This is a genomic window from Ralstonia pickettii (assembly GCF_016466415.2).
GTDB lineage: Bacteria > Pseudomonadota > Gammaproteobacteria > Burkholderiales > Burkholderiaceae > Ralstonia > Ralstonia pickettii.
On the sequence record NZ_CP066771.1, the window covers coordinates 2,399,509 to 2,423,993 of the forward strand.

The window sequence follows — 24,485 nt, forward strand, 5'->3', positions numbered from 1 at the left end:
GAATAGGGAAGCGCCGATTGTGACATCCGGCGCCGGTCTTCGGCTAGGCGGGTGCAGGTGTGGCGGAAGCGCCCTCTGCTTCCAGCGCATCCAGAAACACGCGCACCTTGCGCGGCACCAGCTTGCGAGCCGGCATCAGCGCGTAGACGCGCAGCGCGGTCAGCTCGAAATCGGGCAGCACACGCACGAGCCGGCCGGCTGCGACTTCGGTATCGCCCACGGAGCGCGCCATGCGAGCCACGCCCAGGCCGCGCACGGCGGCGCGGGCGCGCATTTCGGCATTCAACGTCTGTAGGCGTGGCTGGATGGGGACTTCGATGGGTTCGACGGCGGGCTCACCAACGGGGCGGAAGGCCCAACTCGCGTCGTCAGGCCCGGAGAGGCAGGGCCAGCCGGCCAAGTCGGCGGGCGTCTTGAGCGGGGGGCGTTCCGCCAGCAAGGTCGGCGACGCATACAAACCGCGCGGGATCAGCACCACGCGGCGCGCCACCAGCGAGGAATCCGGCAACACCTGGTCAACCATGACGAAGACGATGTCGTAGCCGCTGGCGAGCAGGTCTGGCTGTTCCCACGAGATGTGCACCTGGATTTGCAGATGCGGATATTTCTCCAGCGTGCGGCACACGGGTTCGGTCAGGTGCTGCGCACCGACTTCGTACGGCGCAGCGATACGCAGCGTGCCGGCCACGGTCTCGCTGGCCGCGGTGGTGTCGGCGTGCACTTCGCGCAGGCGCTCGAACAGCGGCGCGATGTCGTCGTAGAAGTGCGAGCCCGCTTCGGTCAGCCGCAACTGTCGCGTGGTACGGGTCATGAGCCGCACGCCCAGCCCGGCTTCCAGCCGTGATACGGCGGCGCTGGCGGTCGATTTGGGGATGCCCAACGCCTCGGCGGCGGCGGTGAAGCTGCCGGCCTCCACCACGCGGCAGAAGGTTTCCCAATCGTTCCACTCCATTGTTCGCATGACTGGACAGTGTTCCTAGAGTTGGCCGTTTATCCGGCTGGCGGGCAAGTTTAAGCTCGGGCACATGTCGCTGCAAATCCTCAAACCCGCGTCCCTGCGGGCGTTTCCCCACTTTTCTTCGGCGCGCGTCCACGCTTTTGGGCTGGCGATGGGCCTGTCCACGGGTCTCGATTTTGTCTCGTCGCAGATGTTCGCCGTGGCGGGCCAGCACATCCAGGGCGGTGTTCATGCGAGCCCCGAGGCGTATCTATACGCCGTCACAGCGTATGCGGTGGCGGCCGTGGTCGCCAACCTCGCCATCGGCCGCATTGCCGCGCACGTGGGCTACCGGATGTATTCGCTGGCGGGCATCGTGCTGTTCGCCATCGGCTGCGTGGTGTGCGCCGAGTCCAACAACATCGGCGAGCTCGTCATCGGACGGACTATCCAGGGCCTGGGTGCGGGCGGCCTGTTTTCGGCGTCGCGCATCCTGGTGCAACTCGCGGCCGAGCCCGACGAACGCATTCCGCCGATGCTGATGTTCAGTGTCGGCCTGTTCGGGCTGACCACGATTGCACCGTGGATCTGCGCCGAAGTGCTGGAATACAGCGAGTGGCGCGTGATCTTCTGGATCGAACTGGCGCTCGCCGGCGCGGCATGGATGGCGGTGTTCTTCCTGCCGCCCGAACACCATCAACCGCGCACACGCGCTGCACGCCGCCCCGATGCAGCGCCGCCGCAACAAAGCCAATGGGATTGGATTGGCGTGGGTGCGATGGCCATCGGCGCGCTGTCGTTCCTGATGGGCCTGTCAGAGCTGCGCTACAACCGGCTGACGGCCTCGCCTTTGATTCCGCTGCTGTTGCTGGGCGGCACGGCTTCTTTGCTGCTGGCCATCCACCGCCTGCGCACGCACCCAGACCCGTGGCTCGATCTCTCGCGGCTGAACGGCCGCCGCTACCTGTGGGGCATTGGTTTCTACGGCATCTATTACTTGATGAGCGGGTACTGGTCGTACCTCTTTCCGGCGGTATCGCAAGGCGGCCTGGGTTTTACGTTCCGCACGACCACGCTGTTCCTGATGATCAGCGGGGCAGTGTCGACCGTGGTAGCCGTCGCCATGACCGCCTGGTTGCCGTTCTTCTTCCGCAAGCGGCGCTTCATCGCCATCGGCTTTGCCGTGTACGCGGCAGCGGCGCTGCTGCTGGCAACAAGCCTGATGCCGGGCGCGCCGGACTACGCGTTCTTCCCCGTGTCGATTCTGGAAGGCATCACGCCGGGCGCGGTGATGATCCAGGTCGCGATGATGACCTACCTCGATCTCGACCGCGAAGACTTCGCGCACGGCTATCAGATGAAGAACATCGCGCGCCAGTTTGCGACGGCGGTGGGCACGGGGCTGGCGGCGGTGTCGCTGCAGACGCAGCAGGCGGAATCGCGCTCGCTCATCGTGGCGCACGTCACACGGTTCACCTCTGACCTGCAAGCCGCCAACCCGCTCACGCCCGAGCGGTTGGCAAGCCTCTCTGCCGAGATTGATCGGCAAGCGACGCTGTTGGCGGGCACGCAACTCTTCAGCTGGTTTGCCGTGGCGTGCAGTGTGTTTGCCGTACTCGTGTTGGTGCAGCGCTCGTTGCGCTGAACCCGCGCACTACGACTTCTGCAACGCGTACCGCCCGGCCCCCGTCACGGCAAGCAATAGTAGCCCGCCCATGATGCTGAGGTTCTTGTAGAACTGAACCATATTGGCGGTCTGCATGGCGCCTTCGACGTTCCAGAACGTATGGGCGATCAGCGCAGTGCCCAGCACGAAAAGCGCCATCAACAGCGCCAGCGGCCGGGTCCAGAAGCCGATCAACAGGGCAATCCCCACGCCAAATTCCATGACGACTGCGATGGCGGCCGCCACCATGGGCATGGGCGCACCGACCGTCCCCATGTAGCCGACGGTGCCCTGGAAGCCGGTCAGCTTGCCCCAGCCGGAAATCACGAACAGCAACATCATCAGCACGCGACCGAGCAAGATCAACTCGTCGCGCCAGCGTTGAATGAATGCGTCCATAGCAGCCTCCGGAGCCGGTCTTGGTGCTTCAAGTCTAGGCGCTGGATTTACCAAGTGTGGTTTCGAGCGCATCGAGTACCGCCTGAATCACACCGTGCCGCACATGCTCTTTCCGCTCGATCATGCCGACCGTGCGTACCGGTGTTTGCGGCGGCATGGGCAGCACGCGCAGGGCCGGATCGCTCTCCCAGCTTGCGCGGCGCAGGCGGGGCACCAGCGTCACCCCCACTTGCTGGCGCACCAGCTCGACAATCGCCTCGATTGAATTGACCTCGATGAACTCGTTGACTGCCATGTGCGTCTTGCGCAGGGCGCGGTCGATGAGCGCACCCGTGCGCACCGCGCGGTCGAAGCGCAGGAAGGGATGGGTGCGCAAAACTTCCTCAGCGCGGCCACGCGTATGGCGGCCCGCCACGACTACCAGCGGCTCGGTATAGAGCGGGTGCCACGCAAGGTTGGCAGGCAGGCGCTCCAGGTGCTCGACCACCAGCGCGCCATCCAGCTCGCCCGCCTCCACCTGCTCTGCCAGTTCGCCCGATTTGCCGGTGATGAGCTTGACGTCCAGCCCTTTGTGCACCTGCTTGAGCCCTGCAACCGCATGTGCCAACGACCCCATCACCGACACGACCGCGCCGATTGCCACGGCGCCGGACAACTCCGTCTGGGGTTCGTCGCCGATGCGCATGGCGTCGTACAGGCCCAGCAGATGCTCGGCTTGCGGCAGCAGCGCGCGGCCGTGCGCATTGAGCGTGACGGTGCGTCCGGACCGGTCGAACAGATCGCGGCGCAGTTCGGTTTCCAGCGCACGCATCTGCAGGCTTACCGCGGCCTGCGTCAGCGCTACGCGCTCGGCGGCGGCGGCAAACGAGCCGTGGCGTGCCACGGCAACAAAGGTGCGGAGAAAGCGGACGGTACTCACGGAAGGGTCCGGTGGACTCTCAAGTTTCTTTTAAGCTGAATCCAATGAATTTTAACTTTATTAAATCGAGCACACCGCAAATAATCGTTCGTCAGACCTTCCCGTTTATTCACGCTTAAGCCCATGTCCCACCGCTTCGATTGGCAGAATCCGTATCCCACCGTCCGCATTCCGCTGTTTGCGCGCAATGTTGTGTCGACGTCCCACCCGCTGGCCGCACAGGCGGGGCTGCGCATGCTGCTCGCAGGCGGCAGTGCCGTCGATGCGGCCATCGCGGCGGCGGCCATGCTCACCGTGGTCGAGCCCGTCTCGTGCGGCCTCGGCAGCGATGCATTCGCAATCCTCTGGGACGGCAAGGAACTGCACGGCCTGAACGCCTCCGGCACCGCGCCGCAGGCATGGAACCTCGATTACTTCCGCAAGAAATACGGCGAAGATGCCAACGGCAACCCCAAGCGCCCCACACGCGGCTGGGACGCGGTGACCGTGCCCGGCGCCATCTCCGCGTGGGCTGCGTTGCACGAGCGCTTCGGCAAGCTGCCGTTTGCCGATGTGCTGGAACCCGCCGCCGAGATTGCCGAGCGCGGCCACACCATCGCGCCCATCGTTGCGCACAAGTGGGCGGCGGCCATTCCGGAGCTGCACAACCAGCCCGGCTATGCGCAGGCCTTCATGCCGCACGGCCGCGCGCCGGAAGTGGGCGAAAAATTCAAACTGCCCGACGCAGCCGCCACGCTGCGCCGCCTCGGCCAGACCAACGGCCGTGATTTCTACGAAGGCGAACTCGCCGAGCGCATCGCCGCCTATTCGCGCGAATGCGGGGGCGGCATGACCGCACAAGATCTGCGCGACTATCGCCCCGAATGGGTCAAGCCGATCACCAAGCGCTACCGCGGCTACGACGTGCACGAAATCCCGCCGAACGGCCAGGGCATCGCCGCGCTCATCGCGCTCGGCATTCTGGATCGCTTCGATCTTGGCGCCGTGCCCGTCGACTCGGCAGACTCGCAGCATTTGCAGATTGAAGCGATGAAGCTGGCGTTTGCCGATCTGTACCAATACGTGGCCGACCCGCGCTCGATGGAAGTCACGCCCGAGCAGATGCTCGACGACGCGTACCTCGATGCACGCGCCAAGCTCATCGACATGGGCCGCGCGCAGATCCCAACCTTCGGCATGCCGCGCGCCGGCGGCACGGTGTACCTGACCGCCGCCGACGAGAACGGCATGATGGTCTCGTTCATCCAGTCCAACTACATGGGCTTCGGCTCGGGCGTGGTGGTGCCGGGCACCGGCATCAGCCTGCAGAATCGCGGCTTCGGTTTTTCGATGGACGCGCGCTCGGCCAACGTGGTGGAAGGCGGCAAGCGGCCATTCCACACCATCATCCCGGCGTTCCTGACCAAGGACGGCCAGCCGCAGATGAGCTTTGGCGTGATGGGCGGCGACATGCAGCCGCAAGGCCACCTGCAGACGCTCGTGCGCATGCTCGATTACAAGCAGCAGCCGCAGGCCGCGTGCGATGCACCGCGCTGGAAGGTCAACCGCGATTTCACGCTGGACGTGGAAGGCACGATGAACGGCAAGACCGTCGCCGCGCTGGAAGCACGCGGGCACAAGCTCGAATCGGTGGCCGATCCGTACATGGATTTCGGCTCTGGCCAGTTCATCTGGCGCCTGTCGGACGATGCCGACCACGGCTACGTGGCCGCCAGCGACAGCCGCCGCGACGGCCACGCAGTAGGCTTCTAAAGAAGCCCCGCTGCACCAGCGCGCTGACCCGTCGGACCGGGCGGGCGACGCGCTGCGGTTCCCATAAAAACGATCCCGGCCGGCACCAAAGGAACCCTCACCATGACCGCACCTTCTGCGGCAGGCTCTGCTGCACCCGCTCGCCCTGCAACAACGAGTGCAGCCCACGCGCGCCGCATTGTCATTTCGTCGTCGATCGGCAACGCGCTCGAGTGGTACGACTTTCTCGTCTACGGCTTCTTTGCATCCGTGATTGGCAAGCTGTTCTTTCCGGCCGATGACGAATGGGTCTCGCTGCTGTTTGCGGTGGGCAGCTTTGGCGTGTCGTTCATCACGCGGCCGGTCGGCGCGATCGTGCTGGGCATGTACGCCGACAAGAAGGGGCGCAAGGCCGCACTGACGCTGTCGATCCTGCTGATGATCATCGGGACGCTGGCGATTGCCGTGATGCCGAGCTATCAGCAGATCGGCATCGTCGCTCCCGTCACCATCCTGCTTGCCCGCCTGGTGCAGGGCTTTGCGGTGGGTGGGGAATTCGGCAGCGCGACGGCCTTCATGATCGAGCACAGCACGCGCGGGCGCGGTTACTACGCCAGCTGGCAATTCGCCAGCCAGGGCATTGCGACCATTCTGGCGGCGGGGCTCGGCGCGCTGCTCACGGCATCGCTCTCGCCGGCCGATCTGGAAGGCTGGGGCTGGCGCTTGCCGTTCATCTTTGGCCTGCTGGTCGGCCCGGTCGGTTTCTACATCCGCCGCCATCTGGACGAGACGCCCGAGTTTGTTGCCGAGCAGAAGAAGACGACCATCGACCCGCAGGCTTCATTCAAAGCGCAATGGACCAACCTGCTGCTAGCGGTGGGCGTGGTGGCGCAGTCGACGGTGTCGGTCTATGTGCTGCAGCTCTACATGCCCACGTACGCCGTCAAGCAACTGCACCTGCCGGCGGCGCAGTCATTTGCGGTGGTCGTGCTCAATGGCGGGCTCCAGTTCCTGCTCTCGCCGGTGATGGGTGCTCTGTCGGATCGCATTGGCCGCATCCGCATCATGCTTACCACATCGGCGCTGATGATCCTGCTGATCTACCCGATGTTTGCACTGTTGCGCGCGTATCCGACCATCGGTGCACTGCTTGCGCTACAAGCCGTGTCGGGCATCTTCAAAGCAGCGTATTCGGGCCCGATGCCGGCGTTGATGTCGGAGATTTTTCCTACGCGCGTGCGCTCGACCGGCCTGTCGCTCGGCTACAGCCTGGGCGTAACGCTGTTCGGTGGATTCGCGCCGTTCATCGTCACGTGGTTGATCCACACCACGGGCGATACGCTGGCGCCGAGCTACTACGTGCTGACAGCAGCCGCGGTGAGCGCCGTCTCGCTGACGATCATCGCGCTGCGTCGTCGCAGGCAAGTGCACGCTGGCTGAGCATTTACACTTTCTTTACGGAGCGTCACACCCCTTTTTCACGCTTTTTACGAGCGAATCGATACGGTGTCGTCATGTTCAACGACATGGCGACGCGGGCCGTCGCCACCTTCCATCATGGCGCGATCGATGCTCCTGTCTTCGCTGGTTCCGCAATTGTTGCCGCCTTCTCCGGCGGCGGTACCTCGCCAGGTTGCTCTGCCGGCACAACAGCACGTGTGTCTGCGCGTGACCGTGCCCGGTGACACACCGCATGCGGTTCGGCGGCAGATGCACGCATTGCTTGGCGACGCGCTCGGGCTGTACATCGTGCGGCATGACGCGCGCCGCAAAGCGGTCACCGTGGATCTCGAACTGGCTCACGCAGATGTGGATGCGGTAATCGGCGCGCTGCTGCATGGCTTGCCGCGCGCCACGCTGGGCCGCATTACGCCGCTGCGCACGTCGCACAGGCGCGCGCATGCTGTGCTGCATTGAGGCGTGCCATGTTCTCAGGAATCTGGATTCCGCTGGTCACGCCGTTCCATCATGGACAGGTCGACACCGCCGCACTGCGGCAACTGGTACGCCATTACGAGGGCGCCGGTGTGTCGGGCTTCGTGGCGCTGGGCACGACCGGTGAAGCCGCGCTGCTCTCTCAGATCGAGCGCTACACCGTTTTGGAAACCATCGCGGACGCTTGCGGCGAGCGCACGCCGTTTCTGATCGGCGTCGGCGCGACGGACACACGCGACGTATGCGCGCAGATCCGCCACTACGAGCGATGGAACAGCGCCGGCTACCTCGTGCCCCCGCCGTATTACGTCTGCCCTTCGCAAGCGGGATTGCACTGGCACTACGCACACGTGGCGGCCAGCACGGCCCGCCCCGTGATGCTCTACAACGTGCCCAAGCGCACAGGCGTCTCGATCGCGCCCGATACCGCGCTGGCGCTGGCTGAACAGCCCAACATCATCGCCATCAAGGAATGTGTGGCTGGGCATTTCGGCGCGCTGCAGGATGGGCCGCTGGATGTGCTGAGCGGCGATGACAGCGCGCTGCTCGATTGCCTCGCACATGGCGGCACGGGAGGCATCCTGGCCGGTGCGCATCTGCGGCCGGAATTGTTCGTGGCGCTGGTCGCACACCATCGCGCCGGCCGCATCGACGAGGCCAAACGGCTGGCTGACGCACTGGCACCGCTGGCTGCGCTGCTGTTCGCAGAACCGAACCCGGCGCCGGTCAAGGCATTGTTGTCAGCGGAAGGACGCATCGGCCCTGACACGCGCGCGCCGATTCTGCCGGTGTCGGAGTCGCTGCACCGCCGCCTGCTGGCAGCGATGCGCGCGTTGGAAGATGTCGAAGCGGATTGCCGGTTACGACTGGCCTAGCTGCAGGGGGGACGGATCAGGCGCCCTTGTACCAGGCTGCGTTGAACGGCGCGCTATGGTGCATGTAGCGCGTGCTGCGGTGACGACGGCGGGGGCTGGCCGGGGCGGGCGCCTCGTTTTCCTCCACCGTCTCGCGTTCGGCCACGGTGCGGGCGCGGGGCTGCTGCACTTGCGAGTAGACGCGTTGCTCCATCCGGTCGCGCGCGGCCGCAACCCGATCGGGTGATGCAGGTGGCGTGGCTGCTTCCGTGGGCGCGGGCGCCGCAGTCGACGCCGGCGCAGCGGCGTTGGCGGTACCGGTAGCCATGGCCACGCTCATCGCATCGCCGGCCTGCTCGGCCGTCGGTGTGTGGCTGGCGAGGCTCTTCACCCAGGGCGCGTGGTACATCCCCACGTAAATCGCACCCGTCACGGCAATCAACGCAGCGGCCACGCTGCTGAATGCGCCGCCTAACACGACACCCGACACGCGTTCCCACCACGGCTTGGGCCCGGCTGCAGCCTGTTCCACGTCCGACGCCTCAGTCGGATCAACATGGGTAGCGGCCAGATGCGACGGCTCCGTGGCGACGGGGGGTTGAGCAGTGATCGAAGCGGGCAAGCGCATGGTGAGAACTCGACATCATGGAGCGGCAGCGTCATCTTCTGCCGATCGTTATTCGGGAACCGCCGCATGTCATATGTGTGACAGCCGGACGGGGGATGAGCAGCCTTGGTTAGCAAGTTTCTTGCCGGCTTTGGTGCAGCGCCGCAAATTCCCGCAAGCCCTTGCCGATCCTTGCATCTGTGCTGCACGCAGACGATTCGGCAGCGCGGCGGCATGCCCGTATGTACGCACAGCAGGTAGACTTTGCAAAGTTTACCGGGTGTGACATCCGGCTTGACCCTGCCTACTCGCCTCACCGGCCTTAAGGAGAACATCGTGCGTTGGGATGACATGCGCGAAAGCGACAACGTGGAGGATGAGCGCGCATCCTCGGGCGGCGGCTTTGGCGGCGGCGGCATGCGGCTGGGCATCGGCGGCATCGCAATCGTCGCCGTGGTGGGCTTGCTGATGGGCAAGAACCCGCTGGAGATCCTCGGCATGGTGATGCAGGTTTCGCAGAATGCACCGACGCAATCCGCGCCGCACAGCCCAGCCCGGCCGACCGGGGAAACCGACAACGATCGCAGCAAGCAATTGGTTTCGCACGTGCTCGGCGACACCGAAGACACGTGGACGCAGCTGTTCAAGCAAGCCGGCCGCGCGTATCAGCCGCCCAAGCTGGTGCTGTTCCGCCAGGGCATCCGCTCGGGCTGCGGCGACGCCACCTCGGCCGTCGGACCGTTCTATTGCCCGGCTGACACGAAGGTCTACCTCGACCTGGGCTTTTTCGACGAACTGCGCCGCAAGTTCGGCGCGCCCGGCGACTTTGCCGCCGCGTACGTCGTCGCGCACGAGGTGGGCCACCATGTGCAGAATCTGTTGGGCGTGTCAGAGAAGGTCAGCCGTGCGCAGGCCGGCAAATCGCAGGCCGGGGCGAACGCGCTGTCGGTCAGGCTGGAGCTGCAGGCCGATTGCCTGGCCGGCGTGTGGGGCCACTTTGCGCAGCAACGCGGTCTGCTCGAGCGCGGCGACCTGGAGCAGGCGCTGACCGCAGCGCACGCCATCGGCGACGACACGCTACAGCGCAACGCCGGCCGCAGCGTCACGCCCGACGCCTTCACGCACGGCACGTCCGAGCAGCGCATGCACTGGTTCCGCCAGGGCTTCGACGGCGGCGATATTCGCCAGTGCGACACCTTCCGCGCCGGGGCCGACGCCTGATCGCCCAGTCAGCGCCCGCCCGCGCAATCCAGCAGCGCGCCGGTCACGTAAGACGCCCCATCGGAGAGCAGCCAGACAATGGTCTCGGCCACTTCCTGCGGCGTGCCGGGGCGGCCGATCGGCGTGGCGCTGCCCAGGCGCTGAGCGCGATCGGGCTGGCCGCCTGAGGCGTGGATATCGGTCTCGATCAAACCAGGACGGACCGCGTTGACGCGCACGCCATCGCGCCCGAGTTCACGCGCCAATCCCAGCGTCATGGTGTCGACGGCGCCCTTGGAGGCGGCGTAGTCGACATATTCGTGCGGCGATCCCAGCCGCGACGCTGCCGACGACACGTTCACCACTGAACCGCCCACGCCGCCGCGCGACGTCGACAGGCGTCGCGCCGCCTCGCGCGCCACCAGAAAGGCGCCCAGCACGTTGGTCTCGAACATCGTGCGCAGCCGGTGGGTTGTCATGTCGGCCACGTCCTGGGCCTCGGCGACGATGCCGGCGTTGTTGACCACGCCGTGCAGCGCGCCAAAGCGTCCGGCCGCCGCTTCGAACAGGGCAATCACATCCTCGTCGCTCGACACATCGCCCTGCACCGCCAGCGCATGGCCGCCGGCCTGCTCGATGAGCCCCACCGTCTCTTCCGCCGCCTGCCGATTGCCCCGATATTGCAGCGCGACAGACCACCCGCGTTGCGCACACAGCACCGCCGTGGCGCGACCGATACCCCGGCTCCCGCCGGTAATGACGATGGTCTTGGACATGCCGTCTCCCGATGTGTTGTTGTGTTCGCAATTGTGCCGAGATGCCGATGTTTTGGCATCGAGGGATGTGTCCGAATCCGGCGAACTCCTGCGACTCGACAGGGCTAGACTAGCTGCCGGCTTCCCCGATCACCACCATGCATCTCGACCACAACGCCTGCTACCACGCCGTGCAGTCGCGCGATCGCCGCTTCGACGGCTGGTTCTTCGTCGGTGTGACATCCACCGGCGTATATTGCCGCCCGGTTTGCGCGGTCCGCACGCCGCTGGAGAAGAACTGCCGCTTCTTCACCACGGCCGCCGCCGCCGAGCGCGCGGGTTTTCGGCCGTGCCTGCGCTGCAGGCCGGAACTGGCACCGGGCCACAGCCTGGCGGAAATGTCGTCCAACCTTGCACGGGCCGCCGCCCGCATGATCGACGAGGGCTTTCTGCAAGAGCACGACCTGGCCGCACTGGCCGCAGCCGTGGGCGTGACCGACCGCCACCTGCGCCGCATCTTCCGCGCCGAGTTCGACGTCTCGCCCATCGAATATGCGCAAACCCAGCGTCTGCTGCTCGCCAAACGGCTGCTGACCGATACCGCCATGCCCGTCGGCGATGTTGCCTTTGCAGCCGGTTTCGGGAGCGTCCGACGGCTGAACAGCGGCTTTAGCGAGCATTACGGCTTTGCTCCTACGCGCCTGCGTTCGCGCACGACGGCGCCCCGCGCCGAAGACGGCCCCACGCTCATGCTCGGCTACCGGCCGCCGTTTGCGTGGGACGCATTGCTTGCGTTTCTGCAGGCACGTGCAGTCGATGGCGTCGAGGTGGTCGACGCTGACAGCTACGCCCGCACAATTGCCGTCGACTACGGCGGCATGCGGCACATCGGCTGGCTGCACGCGCGCAATGTGCCGCAACGCCACGCAGTGGCGCTCACTTTGTCGCCCAGCCTGCTGCACGCCATGCCGCCGGTGCTGGCACGCGCGCGGCGGCTGTTTGACCTCGATTGCCGGCCCGATCTGGTCGACGCGCACCTCGGCACGCTGGCTGCCGAGACGCCCGGCCTGCGCGTGCCGGGCGCCGTGGACGGCTTCGAGATTGCCGTGCGCGCCATCGCCGGGCAGGTCATTTCGTTGGCGCAGGCGCGGCGCATTCTTTCGCGCATGACTGCCGCGTATGGCGTGCCATTGCAGCAATCGCGCGAAGGGCTGTTGGCGGCGTTCCCGAGCGCGGCTGCACTGGCGAACATCGACGCGCAGGCGCTGTCCGCGCAGACCGGTCTGCAGGCCAGCCGCGCTGCCGCCGTCGTCGAACTTGCCCGCGCCATCGACTGCGGCAGGCTGCGGCTCGAACCCCTGGTGCCGCTCGCCCCTACGCTGGCTGCCCTGCAAGCGCTGCCCGGTGTGGGCGAATGGACTGCGCAATACGTTGCCATGCGGGCGCTGAGCTGGCCGAACGCGTTTCCGCTGGGCGACTACGTCTTGCGCAAACGCCTTGCAGACGCCGACGGTACGTTGCCCGGGCGCCGCGCCATGATCGAGCGTGCCGAGCCCTGGGCGCCGTGGCGCGCGTATGCCGCCATGCATCTCTGGCACCGCGAGGTTGCGCTCCCCCAACCTGTATCGCATTGAAGAATCGACCGCCATGTACCGCCATATCTTTGCGTGCCCGCTCGGCGATCTGCTCTTGACCGCCACCGAGACTCACCTGACCGGCGCATTCTTTCCCGGCCAGAAAACGATTCCAATGAGCGTCGCGCGGATGTCGCCGGGCGCGGACATCCCGATCATCCGCGAGGCGCAGGCACAGTTCACGGCGTACTTTGCCGGCAAGCTGCACGACTTCGCTCTGCCGATGGCGCCTGAGGGCACGCCGTTCCAGCAAGACGTCTGGCACCTGCTGTGCGACATCGCATTCGGCAATCGCACCACCTACGGCCAGATCACCGCGCACCTCGGACTTTCCCGCGAGCATGCGCGCGCGGTCGGCACCGCCGTGGGCCGCAACCCGATCTCGATTGCCATCCCGTGCCACCGCGTGGTCGGCGCGGACGGCGCGCTCACAGGCTATGCCGGCGGGTTGCCCCGCAAGGCCGCGCTGCTGCGGATGGAAGGGCACCCCGCGCAGGTTGGCGAACGCCTGCCCATGCCCGGCGACGGCCGGCAAGGCTTGCTGGCGTTGCTGCCTGCATAAAAACCCAATCGCGCGGACAATGCGCGCACAACATCCCAACAACGATAACGAGACCCCCATGCGCCGCTCCGATGTGCTTGAACTCCTCACCCTCGCTGCCCTGTGGGGCGGCTCTTTCCTGTTCATGCGCGTTGCCGCGCCGCCCTTCGGACCGGTTGCATTGATCGCGTTGCGGGTGGCCATTGCCTCGTGCTTCCTCGTTCCGACGCTGGCCTTGCGCGGCGGCATGGGCGCACTGCGCACGCACTGGCCGCATCTGCTGGCGGTGGGCGTGCTGAATTCGGCCATCCCGTTCTGCCTGTTCGCCTATGCCGAACTGACACTCACGGCGGGGTTCACCTCGGTGCTCAACGCCGCGGCCCCGCTGTTTGCCGCCATCGTCGCCTTCACTTGGCTAGGTGAGCGGATGTCCTCGCTGCGCGTGCTGGGATTGGCGATCGGCTTTGTCGGCGTGATCGTGCTGGTGGGCGGGTCGTCTGTCATCGACGCAAAGCAGGGCGGCGTGGCGGTGGCTGCAGCGCTGTCGGCCACCGTGCTGTACGGCGTGGCGAGCAGCTACACCAAGCGTTTCCTGACCGGCGTACCGCCGCTGGCCGTGGCGACCGGCAGCCAAGTGGCCGCCACCATCGTGCTTGCACCGCTGGCCTACTGGCTGTGGCCGGCGCAAACGCCCACCGGCGGCGTGTGGCTGCACGTCATCGCCCTGGGTATTGCATGCACGGGCGTCGCCTACATCCTCTTCTTCCGCCTTGTTGCGCATGTGGGCCCGACGCGCGCGGTGTCGGTCACTTTCCTGATCCCGGTATTCGGTGTGCTGTGGGGCATCCTGTTCCTGGGCGAGCAACTGACGTTGAACATGGTGATTGGCTGCGCCGTGATCCTGCTGGGGACGTCGCTGTCGACCGGCGTGTTCGCACCCGGCAAAAAAGCAGCTGCAAATGGCACCACCCCAGCAAGCGATAAAGATTCGCTCTTGCGTTCGGGCCGCTGAATGGCCAATGAGCGCACCGGCTGTCCGGGGCGCAATAGCTTGTTCAAAGTCCACTTGGAGCCGACGCTTAATTGCTCGGCTAAATTCATGGGCAATGCCGTTATTTCTTCTCTCCCCCGCGCGCATTGCGACGGACTTAATTCCGCCATTTGTAATGAATGCCACGCCACCGCCATCGCTCTGAAATTTATTCAATGGCCTGGGCATTGACTCCGCAGCGAGTATTAAAAAATCTGAAAAACTGAAGTAGATGCCTGAAACATCGACCAATGCGCACTCGATCTTAGCAATCCGATAATCCGATTTGAGAAAATTGCATCATCGAAATCGGATATCTCCGCGCGATGCGAAGATTTTCTTTGTTATGCTCGCCCTCGGTCGATGAGGGGCGTGCAAGGGAATGGCGCATTGACTGCAAAACCGTCAAATTCCCGATTGCCGGCGGGTTCTCCGCTGCACAGCCGACTACGCACGCTCCATCAAATACGTTGGATACGCGCATGCTGGACGTCTACCTGAACAAGCATCTGATCGGTCAGCTATCGTGCGGCCGCAGCGGTTGGGCGTTCGAATACGATGCACGCTGGCAGACTTCTTCGCAGGGCTTCGATCTGAGCCCGCACCTGCCGCGCGACGCCGGCATGATCGCCGACACGGCAAAAGCCCAGCCGGTACGCCACTTCTTTGAATACCTGCTGCCGGAAGCGGCGCGCAGCACGCCCAAGGCGGCGGCCGCGGCGCTGGAACATCTCGCACAAGCAGCGCCGCATCTGGATGGCCCGCTGGCCCTGGTGCCCAGCGGCCTCAAGCCATGCAGCGGCCGCGCCGACGGGCTGTCCGAACGCGATCTGGTGCTGCAGTTCCAGCAAACCGTTGGGCGCCCGCCCCGCAGCACGCCGCTGCGCGCGGCGGAACCTCGCGCACGCTACGGCACCGATACCGCAGAAGCTGCGGAAGAAATCAGCCTCCCTTTCCTGGCCTCGAATGGTCTGCCCGTGTCGATGTGGCTGGGCCGGTTTTCCGCGCCTGCCAATGCCGCGCAGTCGAGCCATTTTGTGCGGTTGGACTTTGGTGAAGGCGCGCACCTTCCGTACGCGACCATCAATCACTGCTGGGCCACGCTGTTGGGCCGCAGCATCGGGCTGGACACGCCGTTCATCGGCCTGCGTCAGTTTCCGGAAACCGCCGCCGTGGTGCAACGCCTCGATCGCACCTTGCGCTGCAAGAGCGACGACACCGCGCTGGTGCAGGCCCGCTATGTCGTCTCGGCGGTGCAGTTGCTGGGGCTCTCGCCCAAGTATCGCTTCCTGCCGATCACCGTCGAGCAGGTCGCGCAATGCGCCAGTCTGTGCGCGGACCCGGCTTCCGCGACGGCCGCGCTGTTCCGTTGGATGGTGTTTTGCCTGTTGATCGGCGGACGCAACGCCTCGGCTGGCACGCTGCATTTCCACATCGGTGCGGACGGCATCCGCCTGGCGGCGCACGATCACCTGTTCTGTGCGGCGGTCTACGCCAACGAATGGAATGCCGATGAACTCTCGCCGGACGCGCAAGCCCGCTATGAGGCCATCGACCAAGACGCGCTGCTCGCCCTGGCCGATCACCTCGGCTACGACGCCAGCCAGGCGCGCCGCGAGCTGCTGCGTCTGATCAGCATGCTGGCGCCGCAGTCGTCATTCGTGGCGACACATCTCTCGCAGGCGTTGGGACATTCACCGACGCGCGCAGCGGAGATCGACTTCCTCGCGCGCATCCATCGCCATGTGTCCGAGACGGCACGGCGGCTGGGCGGAAAGACAGCAGAAGTCTGAAACGCAAACGCGCGGCCACCGCAGGCGCTTAGAGCGCAGCCAGGCTGACCGAACCGTAGCGGGTGTAGCCGTGCGCGGCCAATGTATCCATGGCCTCGGCTTCCGCTCGGGCGAACGTCAGCGCGAGCGTGTCGGGGCTCCCCGCCCCGCTGGCGAAGGCTTGGTAGGCCGCGAACGCTTCGCGCGGCGACACACCACTGCGTTCAAGCACCCGCTGCGCGGCTTCCAGCGCCGCACGAATCGCCGTCTCCCCGGGCGGGGCATCGCGAAACGCTAGCTGTAGACAGGACGTCGTCGGATTCATCCGCGTTTCGATGTTCGATTCACTGAAACAGCACACCTGACCCAGTCTAGGAAAGCGCCTATCGAGTGCCAAGCGTGACGCTCATCCCTGAGCGCGCGTTTCCGTTTGCCGTCTGACCCGCAAGGACTGACTTGGGGATGCCCCCGGGTGCACATGCTCTGAATCACGTTGCATAATCGAATCAATTGACCAAGCAACGACTTTGTTGGCGCCACCACAACGACAGGAGACAACATGATCACGCCACCCATCCGTTTGAAACGTACTGCGCTCGCCTGGTTGCTGGCCGGTGCTGCCTTGCCGGCATTCGCACAGATTCCGTTCAGCCCCGGCGGTGCATCGTCCGCGCCAGCACAGGCTGCGCCCGCGGCGGGCGGGATCGACGTGGCGCAGATCAAGCCTGCGGTGGACGCGGCGGTCAATGCCGAATATGGGCAGCTCGACCTGCTCTACAAAGACATCCACGCGCACCCGGAACTGGCGTTTCAGGAAACGCGCACCGCTGCCAAGCTGGCCGAGCAGATGCGCAAGATCGGCTTTGACGTGACGGAGCATGTCGGCAAGACCGGCGTGGTGGCGGTCTATCGCAACGGGGCCGGCCCGACGATCCTGGTGCGCACCGAACTCGATGCGCTGCCGATGGAAGAGAAAACCGGCCTGCCCTACGCGAGCCACATCCACACGAAATGGCGCGGCGAAGACGTGGGCGTCGCGCATAGCTGCGGGCACGACCTGCACATGGCGTCGTGGGTGGGCACGGCGAAGACGCTGGTGTCGCTCAAGGATCGCTGGCACGGGACGCTCGTGTTCGTCGCACAGCCTGCCGAAGAAACCGTATCGGGCGCACAGAGCATGATCGACGACGGCTTCTTCAAGCGCTTCCCCAAGCCCGACTATGCGTTTGCGCTGCACACGGGCCCGGGGCCGTACGGTTCGATCGTCTTCAACAGCGGCCCGGTCACCTCCAACTCGGACGGGTTGGAAATTACGTTCAAAGGTCGTGGCGGGCACGGCTCCGCGCCTGACAAGACCATTGACCCGGTGATGATGGCGGCGCGCTTCGTGGTCGACCTGCAAAGCGTGATCAGCCGCGAGAAGGATCCGCAGGAATTTGGCGTGGTGAGCATCGGAGCCATCCAGGGCGGCAGCGCTGAGAACATCATCCCGGACAGCGTGCTGCTGCGCGGGACGATCCGTTCGTACAAGCCGGCGGTGCGCCAGAAGATGCTCGACGGTATCCGGCGCACGGCCAAGGCCGTCACCGAGATGTCGGGCGCGCCGGACGCCGATATCAAGATCACCGAAGGCGGCAAGGCGGTCAACAACGACCCGACCGTGGTCGCGCGCACCGAGGCGATGTTCAAAACCGCCTTCGGCAACGACCGCGTACTGCGCGTGCCGCCCATCACGGCCAGCGAAGATTTCTCGGCGTTTGTTGACGCGGGCATCCCGTCGATGTTCTTCTTCATCGGCGTGAACGATCCGCAGACATTCTTCGCCTCGCTCAAGCCGGGCGCCAAGCCGCTGCCGACCAATCATTCTCCGCTGTTCGCACCGGTGCCCGAACCGTCCATCAAGACGGGCGTGACGGCGATGTCGCTGGCAGTGCTCAATGCACTGCAATGGAACAAGGCGTCGGGCCAGTAAGCCGGCGTTGAGATGGGCGCGGCCCGCCTGGTCTCCGGGCGGCCGCGCCTTTTTGATTTTTCAGGAGGGGTTTCCATGTTCCACCGTTTCATCCGCACCAGCAGCGCCCTGCTGCTGTGCGCCTGTGCCGCGGCTCCCGCCCTGTCGCAAACCGCGCCAGCCACCAACCGTCTCGACGAAATCATCGCGCGCGGTACGCTCCGCGTCGGCACCACCGGCGACTACAAGCCGTTCACTTACAAGAATCCTGCCGATGGCCGCTTTATCGGCCTGGATGTCGAGATGGGGGAACGTCTGGCCAAGGCACTCGGCGTGAAGCTGGAAATCGTTCCAACCACGTGGTCGACGCTGATGCAGGACTTTGCGGCTGACCGCTACGACATCGCCATGAGCGGGGTGTCGGTCACGCTGGAGCGGCAGAAGAAGGCGTTCTATTCGATTCCGTATCAACGCGACGGCAAGACGCCGATCACGCGTTGCGAGAACCAGTCGAAATATCAGACGCTGGCGCAGATCGATCAGCCGAACGTGCGTGCCGTGGTCAACCCGGGCGGCACCAACGAGAAATTCGCGCGCGAACATCTGAAGCAGGCGCAGATTCGCGTGTATCCGGACAACGTGACCATCTTCAACGAGATCGTCGCCGGCCGCGCAGACCTGATGATGACTGACGCGGTCGAAACCAAGCTGCAGCAGAAGCTGCACCCGGAGCTGTGTGCCGTGCACCCGGAAGCGCCATTCGATTTTTCGGAGAAGGCCTACCTCCTGCCCCGCGACGTCGTGTTCAAGAACTTCGTCGACCAATGGCTGCGGCAGACGACCGAGAGCGGTGAATTCGCCAAGCGCTTTGATGCATGGCTGGCGTATCCGTGGAGTACACCGGCCAAGTAAGCGGCCTGAGCAGCGCTATGCGCGTGCGGTATGGCGCCCTCGCCGCACCGCCCATCAGCAGCCGAGGCACACGCCATTCAGCTGCGCGCCGTGGGGCCAGACCGTGCCGGACCAGACCGGCGCGGTCCTCACATACACCGCCGTGGCGGTCAGCGGACGGGTCCTGGCCGCCATGCTGGCGAAGCTGGCAAGCTCAGTGAAGACTGGTCCGATCGCCGTGTTGCAGAGCCAGCGCATCGCGCAGCAGTGCGTCGGTCATGTCACGCCCCAGGAGCGCCGGGTCGAAGCGCGCAGAAAAGCGCGTCGAGCATGACTCGACTTGCAGCACGACCTGGCCCGGCGGCAGCAGTTCAATGTCGACGTGGATGACCTCGTCGTCTTCGGTAAAGGAATGCAGCAGCGTCAGCGCACGGTAGCCGTCGGCGCGCTCTACGGCGGCCTCCGTCCAGGACGGCGCGAGTAGCGCACAGTTGACCAGCGTTTCGGGCTCGTCGGGGCGATACAGGTGCAGCCCCATCATCGTCGAAGCGGCATCGGCCACGCTGGACCATTCTGCCGCCGGAATCAGGTCACCCAGCAGGCGGATGTCGTCGACAGCCGTATCGGTCTGCACAAAGGCGGCACCCAGGAAGAACGCGGTCTCGTCGCGGAAACCACCCGCCACTGTGTTGCGCCACAGGCGGTGGCTGCTCTTGCTGCCCAGCGCCACTTGCGACAGCACTTTGGCCGCGCGTGCACCGTCGGCGCCCGACCACTGCTCCACCGCGCCGTGCGAGAACAGGCGATCGGCCATCACCAAGCCCACGCCCTCGGGCAACACGCGCTCTTTCAGCCACCCAGCCAGCACGTGCACACCGCTGAACGGCATGTCCGGACGCCCGATCGCATGCGCGCGCACACGGCCGTTTTCCGGCACGTGGAACGGCATGGCAAACAGCCTCGCCTGATAAGCGACGCCGTCAATCAAAAAACGGGCGATGGACGCGGTGGTGATGGACATGGTGACCTTCCTGCTGCAAGGGGCGGAAAACGCCGCCCGTACCTGCATCAACGACCATCCACGCCGAATGTTTAGCCGCCGCAAGGGGGGCTGACGGCAGGGGAATCCCCAAGGCTGTAACGCGACGCAACAATCCGCGCACATGAAGACAGGAATTTTTTGCCGCCGCCGTCGTCAGACCTTCGCATTAAGGGTTATCCCGCATGCCATATTCCCGTGTCAATTCAATGACTTATGTGCAGATTGCGGTGCTCGAACAGTCACAATTGTTCTTGATTTTTGAACAAAGAGTTTAATAGAACTGCTTTTTTACTGTTCGAGCAACGACTAAGCTTATGCCATCGCGTTACCGCACCGCAGCGAAAACTGCCCTGCGGCAATGCTCACCCCCCTGTTGTGGAGTCCATCATGAAGACCAAGAACCTGATTCTCGCCTCGCTGATCGCTGTTGCCGCAATTCCGGCCTTCGCTGCCGGCGTGCAAAACAAGGACCCGTACACCAACGGCCAGGCCGTGACGAAGGCTGACCCGTATACGGATGGCGCCCGCAAGGCAGACGTCTACACCGACGGCGCCGTGCGCAAGGCTGACCCGTACACGGATGGCGCGCTGCGCAAGGCCGATCCGTACACCGATGGCGCCCTGGTCGGCAAGGCTGACCCGTTCACCGACGGCCAATAAGTCGTCGATCGGCTGACCGTATCACCCTGTATCTCTCTCCCTCCCCGATGCCGGAGCCCGCGTTGGCACCGGCACCGGCTTACTGAGGCGGCCTTTCCGGCCGCTTTTTTTTCGCCTACACCCGCAGACCTCACTTGGCGAGCCCGGACTTTTCCCCCTCAAGGCTGCGGCCGCCTGTCCGATAGAAGAGAATGCATTCGTTGGCGGGACGCCTTTACTTGGACCCGTTGCGCAAAAACGTGCCCTCCCCGCCACGGCCCGATCTCTGAACATCAACATGCGCAAGCGCATCGCTATCGAACACCTGCGGGTGGGCATGTACCTCGACGAATTCGTCGGCTCCTGGCTGGAACACCCGTTCTGGCGGGCCCGTTTTCGCGTGGAAGATGCCGCCCAATTGCAACGCCTGCGTGCCAGCGGCGTGCGCGAGGTGTGGATCGACACCACGCGCGGCACCGACGTGGCCGCCGCCAACGCGGCACCTCCGGCCCCCGAAATGCCGGTGCCACCGGCCTGCTCCGCCGACGCCCACATTGCGCCCCGCCCCATCACGCATGCGGAAGAAATGCGCCGTGCCGCTCGCCTCATCAGTAAGGCGGAGGTCGCCGTCCAGGCTATGTTTGCCGATGCTCGCATGGGCCGCACGATCGAAGCGCGCGATGCACTGCCATTGGTGGAAGCCATTTCAGGCTCCGTCGACCGCCACCCGAGCGCGCTGACCAGCCTGGTGCGCCTGAAAGCGAAAGATCGCTACACGTTCCTGCATTCGGTAGCCGTGTGCGCGCTCATGGTGTCGCTTGGCCGTCAGCTAGGGCTGTCGGATGACGAAGTCCGCGATGCGGGCCTCGCCGGCCTGTTGCATGACATCGGCAAGATCGCGATTCCGCCCGAGGTGTTGAACAAGCCCGGTGCACTGACCGACGCTGAATTCCGCCACGTGATCGTCCACCCGCAGGCGGGCCACGACATCCTGACGGGCGACAGCAGCATGCGCGACATCGCGCTCGACGTCTGCCTGCACCACCACGAGCGCATGGACGGCACCGGCTATCCGCACAAGCTGGCTGGCGAAGGCATCTCGCTGTTCGCGCGCATGGGCGCCATCTGCGACGTGTATGACGCGGTCACGTCCGACCGCCCGTACAAGAAAGCGTGGGAAGCCGCCTACGCGGTGCAGCGCATGGTCGAATGGCGCGGCAACCATTTCGACCCGATGGTGTTCAACGCCTTCGTCAAGAGCGTGGGCATCTATCCGGTGGGTTCGCTCGTCCGGCTACGCTCGGGCCGGCTGGCGGTGGTCATGCAACATGCACCGGGCGCCTTGCTCACGCCCACGGTCAAGGTATTCTTCTCGATATCGTCGGGCACGCGGGTTGCGCCCGAACTCATCGATCTGGCGCAGACTGGCGACCAGATCGTTTCCCGAGAAGAACCCCGCGACTGGGGCCTGACCGACCTCAACGAACTTTGGATACACGGCGACTGATCCGTCATCCCTTTCTCCGGCGCCTGCTGGCATGTCTTGCGCTGGGCTGGCTGGCGTGCAGCACATCGGCCATTGCCGAGCCCCCTCTGCGCATCGGCTCCAAGCGCTTCACGGAGTCGTACGTGTTGGGCGAAATCCTCACGCAGACCGCAACCCCGCGTGGCCCCGCCGAACACGTACCCGGCCTGGGCAACACCGCCATCGTCTTTGCCGCGCTCAAGAACGGCAGCATCGACGTCTATCCGGATTACCTCGGCACCATCGCCGCTGAAATCCTGCACCTGCCCGCCGAGCAAGCGGCCAATCCCAATCAAGCCGCGCTGCTGGCCGACGTCAACCGCGGCCTGGCGCCGATGGGCCTGGGGGCCGGCGTGCCGCTCGGCTTTGAAGACACCTATGCGCTGGCCATGCGTGACGCCGATGCCGAGCGGGAGCACATCCGCACGCTGGCCGACCTGGCCACACATCCGTCGCTGCGGCTTGGCCTGTCGCACGAATTTCTCGGCCGCGCCGACGGCTGGCCGGCGATCGTCCAACGCTACAAGCTGCCGCAACGCCCGACAGGCCTCGACCACGGCGTTGCCTATGACGCGCTGCGCGCCAGCCAGGTCGACGTGATCGACATCTACTCCACCGACGCGAAGATCCGCCGCGAACACCTGCGGGTGCTCGACGACCCCGCGCACGTCTTCCCGCGCTACGACGCTGTACTGCTTTACCGCGCCGACGTTGCGCAGCGGCATCCGGCGCAATGGCAGGCGATCAGCGCGCTGACCGGGCGCATCGGGCGCGACGACATGGTGGCGATGAACGCGGCGGTCGAACTCGAAGGCCAGTCGTTCTCGCAAGCTGCGCAGCAGTTTCTCGCCGGGCATGGCAACGCGCTGGCCGCGACACCGGCTCGCGCGTTCTTCGGCCGGCTGACGGACGGCCTGGGGCGGCTCACGCAGCGTCATCTGATGCTGGTGGGCATCTCGACCGGCGTTGCCGTGCTGCTCGGCGTGCCGCTGGGCCTCATGGCAGCGCGTCGCCGCATCAAGCAGCCAATCCTTGCCGTCGTGGGCGTGTTGCAGACGATTCCGTCGCTCGCCTTGCTGGCGATGCTCATCCCGATCGTTGGGTCGATTGGCGTGGTGCCGGCGCTGATTGCGCTGGCGGTCTATGCGCTGCTGCCCATCGTGCGCAACACGATCGTCGGGCTGGAACAGGTGCCAGACGGCTTGCGCGATGCCGCGTTGGCGCTGGGGTTCACGCCCTCGCAACGCACGCGCGTTGTCGATCTTCCGCTGGCGCTGCCGGTCATCCTGGCTGGCGTCAAAACCGCCGCGGTCATCAGTGTGGGGACCGCGACTATCGCCGCGTTCATCGGCGCCGGCGGCTATGGCGAGCGCATCGCCACGGGGCTCGCCCTCAACGACAGCGCAACGCTGCTTGCCGGCGCCATTCCTGCCGCAGGGCTGGCGCTGCTCGTGCAGGCCGCGTTCGAGATGGCCGAATGGTGGCTGCGCCGACGACGCAGCGACACCCCGCTCCGCTGACGAGCACGCGCGCGGGCGTTCCATTACCATCGCGGACATTCCAGCCGCCTTGCCCGCCCCCGCTTATGACTACGCTTCCGTTTTCAACCGCCCTGCTCATCGCGGCGGCCGGCGTTTATGCCGGCGCCCAGAATGCCCTCGCGGGCGGCGGATCGTTCATCACGTTCCCCGCATTGCTGCTGGCCGGGCTCAACCCGCTCGGCGCCAACATGACCTCGACGATCGCGCTGTTCCCCAGCCAGATCACCTCGTCGATCGCGGGGCGAAAACTGGCCGGCGGCGTCGATGCCGGCGAGCATCACCTTTCGCTGCGGCAGCTCATTGTCATCAGTCTGGTGGGCGGCGTGCTCGGCGCGCTGTTGCTGCTGGCGACCCCACCTTCGTTCTTCGCCAAACTGGTGCCGTATCTCGTGCTGTTTGCAACCAGCGTGTTTGCGTGGGGCAGCTTCCGCCGCAAACCGCTGCATGCGGCATCGGGCATGTCGACCACCGCGCTCGCAACCGCCCAATTTGCGATTGCCATTTACGGCGGCTACTTCGGCGGCGGAATCGGCTTCCTGATGCTCGCCGCGCTCACGGTGGCCGGCCAGCAGGTGCGCATGGCGGGCGCGACCAAGAACGTGCTCGCCATGACGATGAATGCATCGGCCGTGGCAGTGTTTGCGTTCTCCCCGCAGGTCAACTGGGCGGCCGTGGTGGCGCTGGGCATCGGGGGCATCGCAGGCGGATTCGCCGGTGCGTGGCTGCTGCACCGGCTGCCGGAAAAAGTGCTGCGCGGCTTCGTGGTCATCGTCGGGATCATCCTGACGGTCTGGCTGTTCATGCGCGCTTGAATGCAGCGTCCGCTGGCGGCTTGACAGCGTTTGTCCGACAGGCGGTTCAGTCTGCGCCGACTGTCCGCCGGGTTGACGCTTCCCTATTGTGACGTTCGGGATGC

Annotated in this window: 23 protein-coding genes; 16 read left to right on the top strand and 7 right to left on the bottom strand. The window is 65.4% G+C overall.

The window, feature by feature from the left end:
* Nucleotides 1–43 precede the first annotated feature (43 nt).
* Entirely contained in the window at nucleotides 44–952 is a 909-nt protein-coding gene (locus tag RP6297_RS11325; protein WP_009241330.1) for a LysR family transcriptional regulator, read from the bottom strand.
* A 73-nt stretch (nucleotides 953–1,025) separates the two neighbouring features.
* On the opposite strand from RP6297_RS11325, the gene RP6297_RS11330 reads away from it, so the two are divergent.
* Nucleotides 1,026–2,582 (top strand): MFS transporter, encoded by a 1,557-nt coding sequence (locus RP6297_RS11330; RefSeq protein WP_009241331.1) that lies wholly within the window; start codon nucleotides 1,026–1,028, stop codon nucleotides 2,580–2,582.
* A gap of 9 nt (nucleotides 2,583–2,591) precedes the next feature.
* Here RP6297_RS11330 and RP6297_RS11335 read toward each other — a convergent pair whose 3' ends face one another.
* A complete protein-coding gene (locus RP6297_RS11335) occupies nucleotides 2,592–3,002 on the bottom strand; it encodes a DoxX family protein (protein ID WP_009241332.1) in 411 nt (136 codons plus the stop codon).
* A 34-nt stretch (nucleotides 3,003–3,036) separates the two neighbouring features.
* Nucleotides 3,037–3,921, bottom strand: coding sequence for a LysR family transcriptional regulator (locus tag RP6297_RS11340; RefSeq protein WP_009241333.1), 885 nt, complete (start codon nucleotides 3,919–3,921; stop codon nucleotides 3,037–3,039).
* A 123-nt stretch (nucleotides 3,922–4,044) separates the two neighbouring features.
* Between RP6297_RS11340 and RP6297_RS11345 the strand changes: the two genes are divergently transcribed.
* From RP6297_RS11345 to dapA, 4 genes are all read left to right on the top strand, one after another.
* Nucleotides 4,045–5,673 carry a gamma-glutamyltransferase family protein gene (locus RP6297_RS11345; RefSeq protein ID WP_009241334.1) on the top strand — a complete coding sequence of 543 codons (1,629 nt, stop codon included), beginning with the start codon at nucleotides 4,045–4,047 and terminating at the stop codon, nucleotides 5,671–5,673.
* A 102-nt stretch (nucleotides 5,674–5,775) separates the two neighbouring features.
* Nucleotides 5,776–7,092 carry an MFS transporter gene (locus RP6297_RS11350; RefSeq protein ID WP_009241335.1) on the top strand — a complete coding sequence of 439 codons (1,317 nt, stop codon included), beginning with the start codon at nucleotides 5,776–5,778 and terminating at the stop codon, nucleotides 7,090–7,092.
* Between the two features lie 129 nt (nucleotides 7,093–7,221).
* Nucleotides 7,222–7,569: a hypothetical protein gene (locus RP6297_RS11355; protein WP_009241336.1), complete on the top strand. Its 348-nt coding sequence runs from the start codon at nucleotides 7,222–7,224 to the stop codon at nucleotides 7,567–7,569.
* Between the two features lie 8 nt (nucleotides 7,570–7,577).
* Entirely contained in the window at nucleotides 7,578–8,462 is an 885-nt protein-coding gene (gene dapA, locus RP6297_RS11360; RefSeq protein ID WP_009241337.1) for a 4-hydroxy-tetrahydrodipicolinate synthase, read from the top strand.
* Between the two features lie 16 nt (nucleotides 8,463–8,478).
* Here the strand turns inward: dapA and RP6297_RS11365 are convergent, their stop codons facing one another.
* Nucleotides 8,479–9,069 carry a hypothetical protein gene (locus tag RP6297_RS11365; protein ID WP_009241338.1) on the bottom strand — a complete coding sequence of 197 codons (591 nt, stop codon included), beginning with the start codon at nucleotides 9,067–9,069 and terminating at the stop codon, nucleotides 8,479–8,481.
* Between the two features lie 315 nt (nucleotides 9,070–9,384).
* Here RP6297_RS11365 and ypfJ point away from each other — a divergent pair, with 315 nt between their 5' ends.
* Nucleotides 9,385–10,269 (top strand): KPN_02809 family neutral zinc metallopeptidase, encoded by an 885-nt coding sequence (ypfJ, locus tag RP6297_RS11370; RefSeq protein WP_009241339.1) that lies wholly within the window; start codon nucleotides 9,385–9,387, stop codon nucleotides 10,267–10,269.
* An 8-nt stretch (nucleotides 10,270–10,277) separates the two neighbouring features.
* Here ypfJ and RP6297_RS11375 read toward each other — a convergent pair whose 3' ends face one another.
* Complete coding sequence (locus RP6297_RS11375; protein ID WP_009241340.1) at nucleotides 10,278–11,024, bottom strand: SDR family oxidoreductase; 747 nt, start codon at nucleotides 11,022–11,024, stop codon at nucleotides 10,278–10,280.
* A gap of 137 nt (nucleotides 11,025–11,161) precedes the next feature.
* Between RP6297_RS11375 and RP6297_RS11380 the strand changes: the two genes are divergently transcribed.
* The 4 genes from RP6297_RS11380 (at nucleotide 11,162) to RP6297_RS11395 (ending at nucleotide 16,001) form a co-directional block, all read left to right on the top strand.
* The gene (locus RP6297_RS11380) at nucleotides 11,162–12,637 is read left to right on the top strand and encodes a DNA-3-methyladenine glycosylase 2 family protein (RefSeq protein ID WP_009241341.1); all 1,476 of its coding nucleotides are present in this window, start codon (nucleotides 11,162–11,164) and stop codon (nucleotides 12,635–12,637) included.
* A 13-nt stretch (nucleotides 12,638–12,650) separates the two neighbouring features.
* Entirely contained in the window at nucleotides 12,651–13,199 is a 549-nt protein-coding gene (locus RP6297_RS11385) for a methylated-DNA--[protein]-cysteine S-methyltransferase (RefSeq protein WP_009277413.1), read from the top strand.
* A gap of 58 nt (nucleotides 13,200–13,257) precedes the next feature.
* Nucleotides 13,258–14,190 (top strand): DMT family transporter, encoded by a 933-nt coding sequence (locus RP6297_RS11390; protein WP_009277412.1) that lies wholly within the window; start codon nucleotides 13,258–13,260, stop codon nucleotides 14,188–14,190.
* Between the two features lie 500 nt (nucleotides 14,191–14,690).
* Nucleotides 14,691–16,001, top strand: a complete 1,311-nt coding sequence (locus tag RP6297_RS11395; RefSeq protein WP_009241344.1) for a HipA N-terminal domain-containing protein — start codon at nucleotides 14,691–14,693, stop codon at nucleotides 15,999–16,001.
* A 28-nt stretch (nucleotides 16,002–16,029) separates the two neighbouring features.
* Here the strand turns inward: RP6297_RS11395 and RP6297_RS11400 are convergent, their stop codons facing one another.
* Nucleotides 16,030–16,305, bottom strand: coding sequence for a hypothetical protein (locus tag RP6297_RS11400; RefSeq protein WP_009277411.1), 276 nt, complete (start codon nucleotides 16,303–16,305; stop codon nucleotides 16,030–16,032).
* Between the two features lie 234 nt (nucleotides 16,306–16,539).
* On the opposite strand from RP6297_RS11400, the gene RP6297_RS11405 reads away from it, so the two are divergent.
* A complete protein-coding gene (locus RP6297_RS11405; RefSeq protein ID WP_009241345.1) occupies nucleotides 16,540–17,952 on the top strand; it encodes a M20 family metallopeptidase in 1,413 nt (470 codons plus the stop codon).
* Between the two features lie 75 nt (nucleotides 17,953–18,027).
* Nucleotides 18,028–18,843: a transporter substrate-binding domain-containing protein gene (locus RP6297_RS11410; RefSeq protein WP_009241346.1), complete on the top strand. Its 816-nt coding sequence runs from the start codon at nucleotides 18,028–18,030 to the stop codon at nucleotides 18,841–18,843.
* Nucleotides 18,844–19,036: 193 nt separating this feature from the next.
* Here the strand turns inward: RP6297_RS11410 and RP6297_RS11415 are convergent, their stop codons facing one another.
* Complete coding sequence (locus RP6297_RS11415) at nucleotides 19,037–19,843, bottom strand: hypothetical protein (protein WP_009241348.1); 807 nt, start codon at nucleotides 19,841–19,843, stop codon at nucleotides 19,037–19,039.
* 408 nt (nucleotides 19,844–20,251) lie between these two features.
* Between RP6297_RS11415 and RP6297_RS11420 the strand changes: the two genes are divergently transcribed.
* The 4 genes from RP6297_RS11420 to RP6297_RS11435 all read left to right on the top strand — a co-directional run bounded on the left by RP6297_RS11420 (nucleotide 20,252) and on the right by RP6297_RS11435 (nucleotide 24,381).
* Complete coding sequence (locus RP6297_RS11420; protein WP_009241349.1) at nucleotides 20,252–20,524, top strand: hypothetical protein; 273 nt, start codon at nucleotides 20,252–20,254, stop codon at nucleotides 20,522–20,524.
* Between the two features lie 277 nt (nucleotides 20,525–20,801).
* Nucleotides 20,802–22,010, top strand: coding sequence for an HD-GYP domain-containing protein (locus RP6297_RS11425; RefSeq protein ID WP_009241350.1), 1,209 nt, complete (start codon nucleotides 20,802–20,804; stop codon nucleotides 22,008–22,010).
* On the top strand, nucleotides 21,992–23,548 hold the full coding sequence (locus tag RP6297_RS11430; RefSeq protein WP_009241351.1) for an ABC transporter permease/substrate-binding protein: 1,557 nt from the start codon (nucleotides 21,992–21,994) through the stop codon (nucleotides 23,546–23,548). The genes RP6297_RS11425 and RP6297_RS11430 overlap by 19 nt, the downstream gene beginning before the upstream one ends.
* 65 nt (nucleotides 23,549–23,613) lie before the next feature.
* Complete coding sequence (locus tag RP6297_RS11435; protein WP_009241352.1) at nucleotides 23,614–24,381, top strand: sulfite exporter TauE/SafE family protein; 768 nt, start codon at nucleotides 23,614–23,616, stop codon at nucleotides 24,379–24,381.
* Nucleotides 24,382–24,485 lie beyond the last annotated feature (104 nt).

Excerpts from the sequence above, each read along its gene's own strand:
- RP6297_RS11400 (WP_009277411.1), bottom strand. The coding sequence starts at position 16,305 with ATGAATCCGACGACGTCCTGTCTACAGCTAGCGTTTCGCGATGCCCCG.
- RP6297_RS11355 (WP_009241336.1), top strand. The coding sequence starts at position 7,222 with ATGCTCCTGTCTTCGCTGGTTCCGCAATTGTTGCCGCCTTCTCCGGCG.
- RP6297_RS11380 (WP_009241341.1), top strand. The coding sequence starts at position 11,162 with ATGCATCTCGACCACAACGCCTGCTACCACGCCGTGCAGTCGCGCGAT.
- RP6297_RS11405 (WP_009241345.1), top strand. The coding sequence starts at position 16,540 with ATGATCACGCCACCCATCCGTTTGAAACGTACTGCGCTCGCCTGGTTG.
- RP6297_RS11325 (WP_009241330.1), bottom strand. The coding sequence starts at position 952 with ATGGAGTGGAACGATTGGGAAACCTTCTGCCGCGTGGTGGAGGCCGGC.
- RP6297_RS11390 (WP_009277412.1), top strand. The coding sequence starts at position 13,258 with ATGCGCCGCTCCGATGTGCTTGAACTCCTCACCCTCGCTGCCCTGTGG.
- RP6297_RS11420 (WP_009241349.1), top strand. The coding sequence starts at position 20,252 with ATGAAGACCAAGAACCTGATTCTCGCCTCGCTGATCGCTGTTGCCGCA.
- RP6297_RS11365 (WP_009241338.1), bottom strand. The coding sequence starts at position 9,069 with ATGCGCTTGCCCGCTTCGATCACTGCTCAACCCCCCGTCGCCACGGAG.
- RP6297_RS11410 (WP_009241346.1), top strand. The coding sequence starts at position 18,028 with ATGTTCCACCGTTTCATCCGCACCAGCAGCGCCCTGCTGCTGTGCGCC.
- RP6297_RS11335 (WP_009241332.1), bottom strand. The coding sequence starts at position 3,002 with ATGGACGCATTCATTCAACGCTGGCGCGACGAGTTGATCTTGCTCGGT.
- RP6297_RS11425 (WP_009241350.1), top strand. The coding sequence starts at position 20,802 with ATGCGCAAGCGCATCGCTATCGAACACCTGCGGGTGGGCATGTACCTC.
- RP6297_RS11385 (WP_009277413.1), top strand. The coding sequence starts at position 12,651 with ATGTACCGCCATATCTTTGCGTGCCCGCTCGGCGATCTGCTCTTGACC.
- RP6297_RS11350 (WP_009241335.1), top strand. The coding sequence starts at position 5,776 with ATGACCGCACCTTCTGCGGCAGGCTCTGCTGCACCCGCTCGCCCTGCA.
- RP6297_RS11435 (WP_009241352.1), top strand. The coding sequence starts at position 23,614 with ATGACTACGCTTCCGTTTTCAACCGCCCTGCTCATCGCGGCGGCCGGC.
- RP6297_RS11415 (WP_009241348.1), bottom strand. The coding sequence starts at position 19,843 with ATGTCCATCACCACCGCGTCCATCGCCCGTTTTTTGATTGACGGCGTC.
- dapA (WP_009241337.1), top strand. The coding sequence starts at position 7,578 with ATGTTCTCAGGAATCTGGATTCCGCTGGTCACGCCGTTCCATCATGGA.
- RP6297_RS11330 (WP_009241331.1), top strand. The coding sequence starts at position 1,026 with ATGTCGCTGCAAATCCTCAAACCCGCGTCCCTGCGGGCGTTTCCCCAC.
- RP6297_RS11345 (WP_009241334.1), top strand. The coding sequence starts at position 4,045 with ATGTCCCACCGCTTCGATTGGCAGAATCCGTATCCCACCGTCCGCATT.
- RP6297_RS11375 (WP_009241340.1), bottom strand. The coding sequence starts at position 11,024 with ATGTCCAAGACCATCGTCATTACCGGCGGGAGCCGGGGTATCGGTCGC.
- RP6297_RS11395 (WP_009241344.1), top strand. The coding sequence starts at position 14,691 with ATGCTGGACGTCTACCTGAACAAGCATCTGATCGGTCAGCTATCGTGC.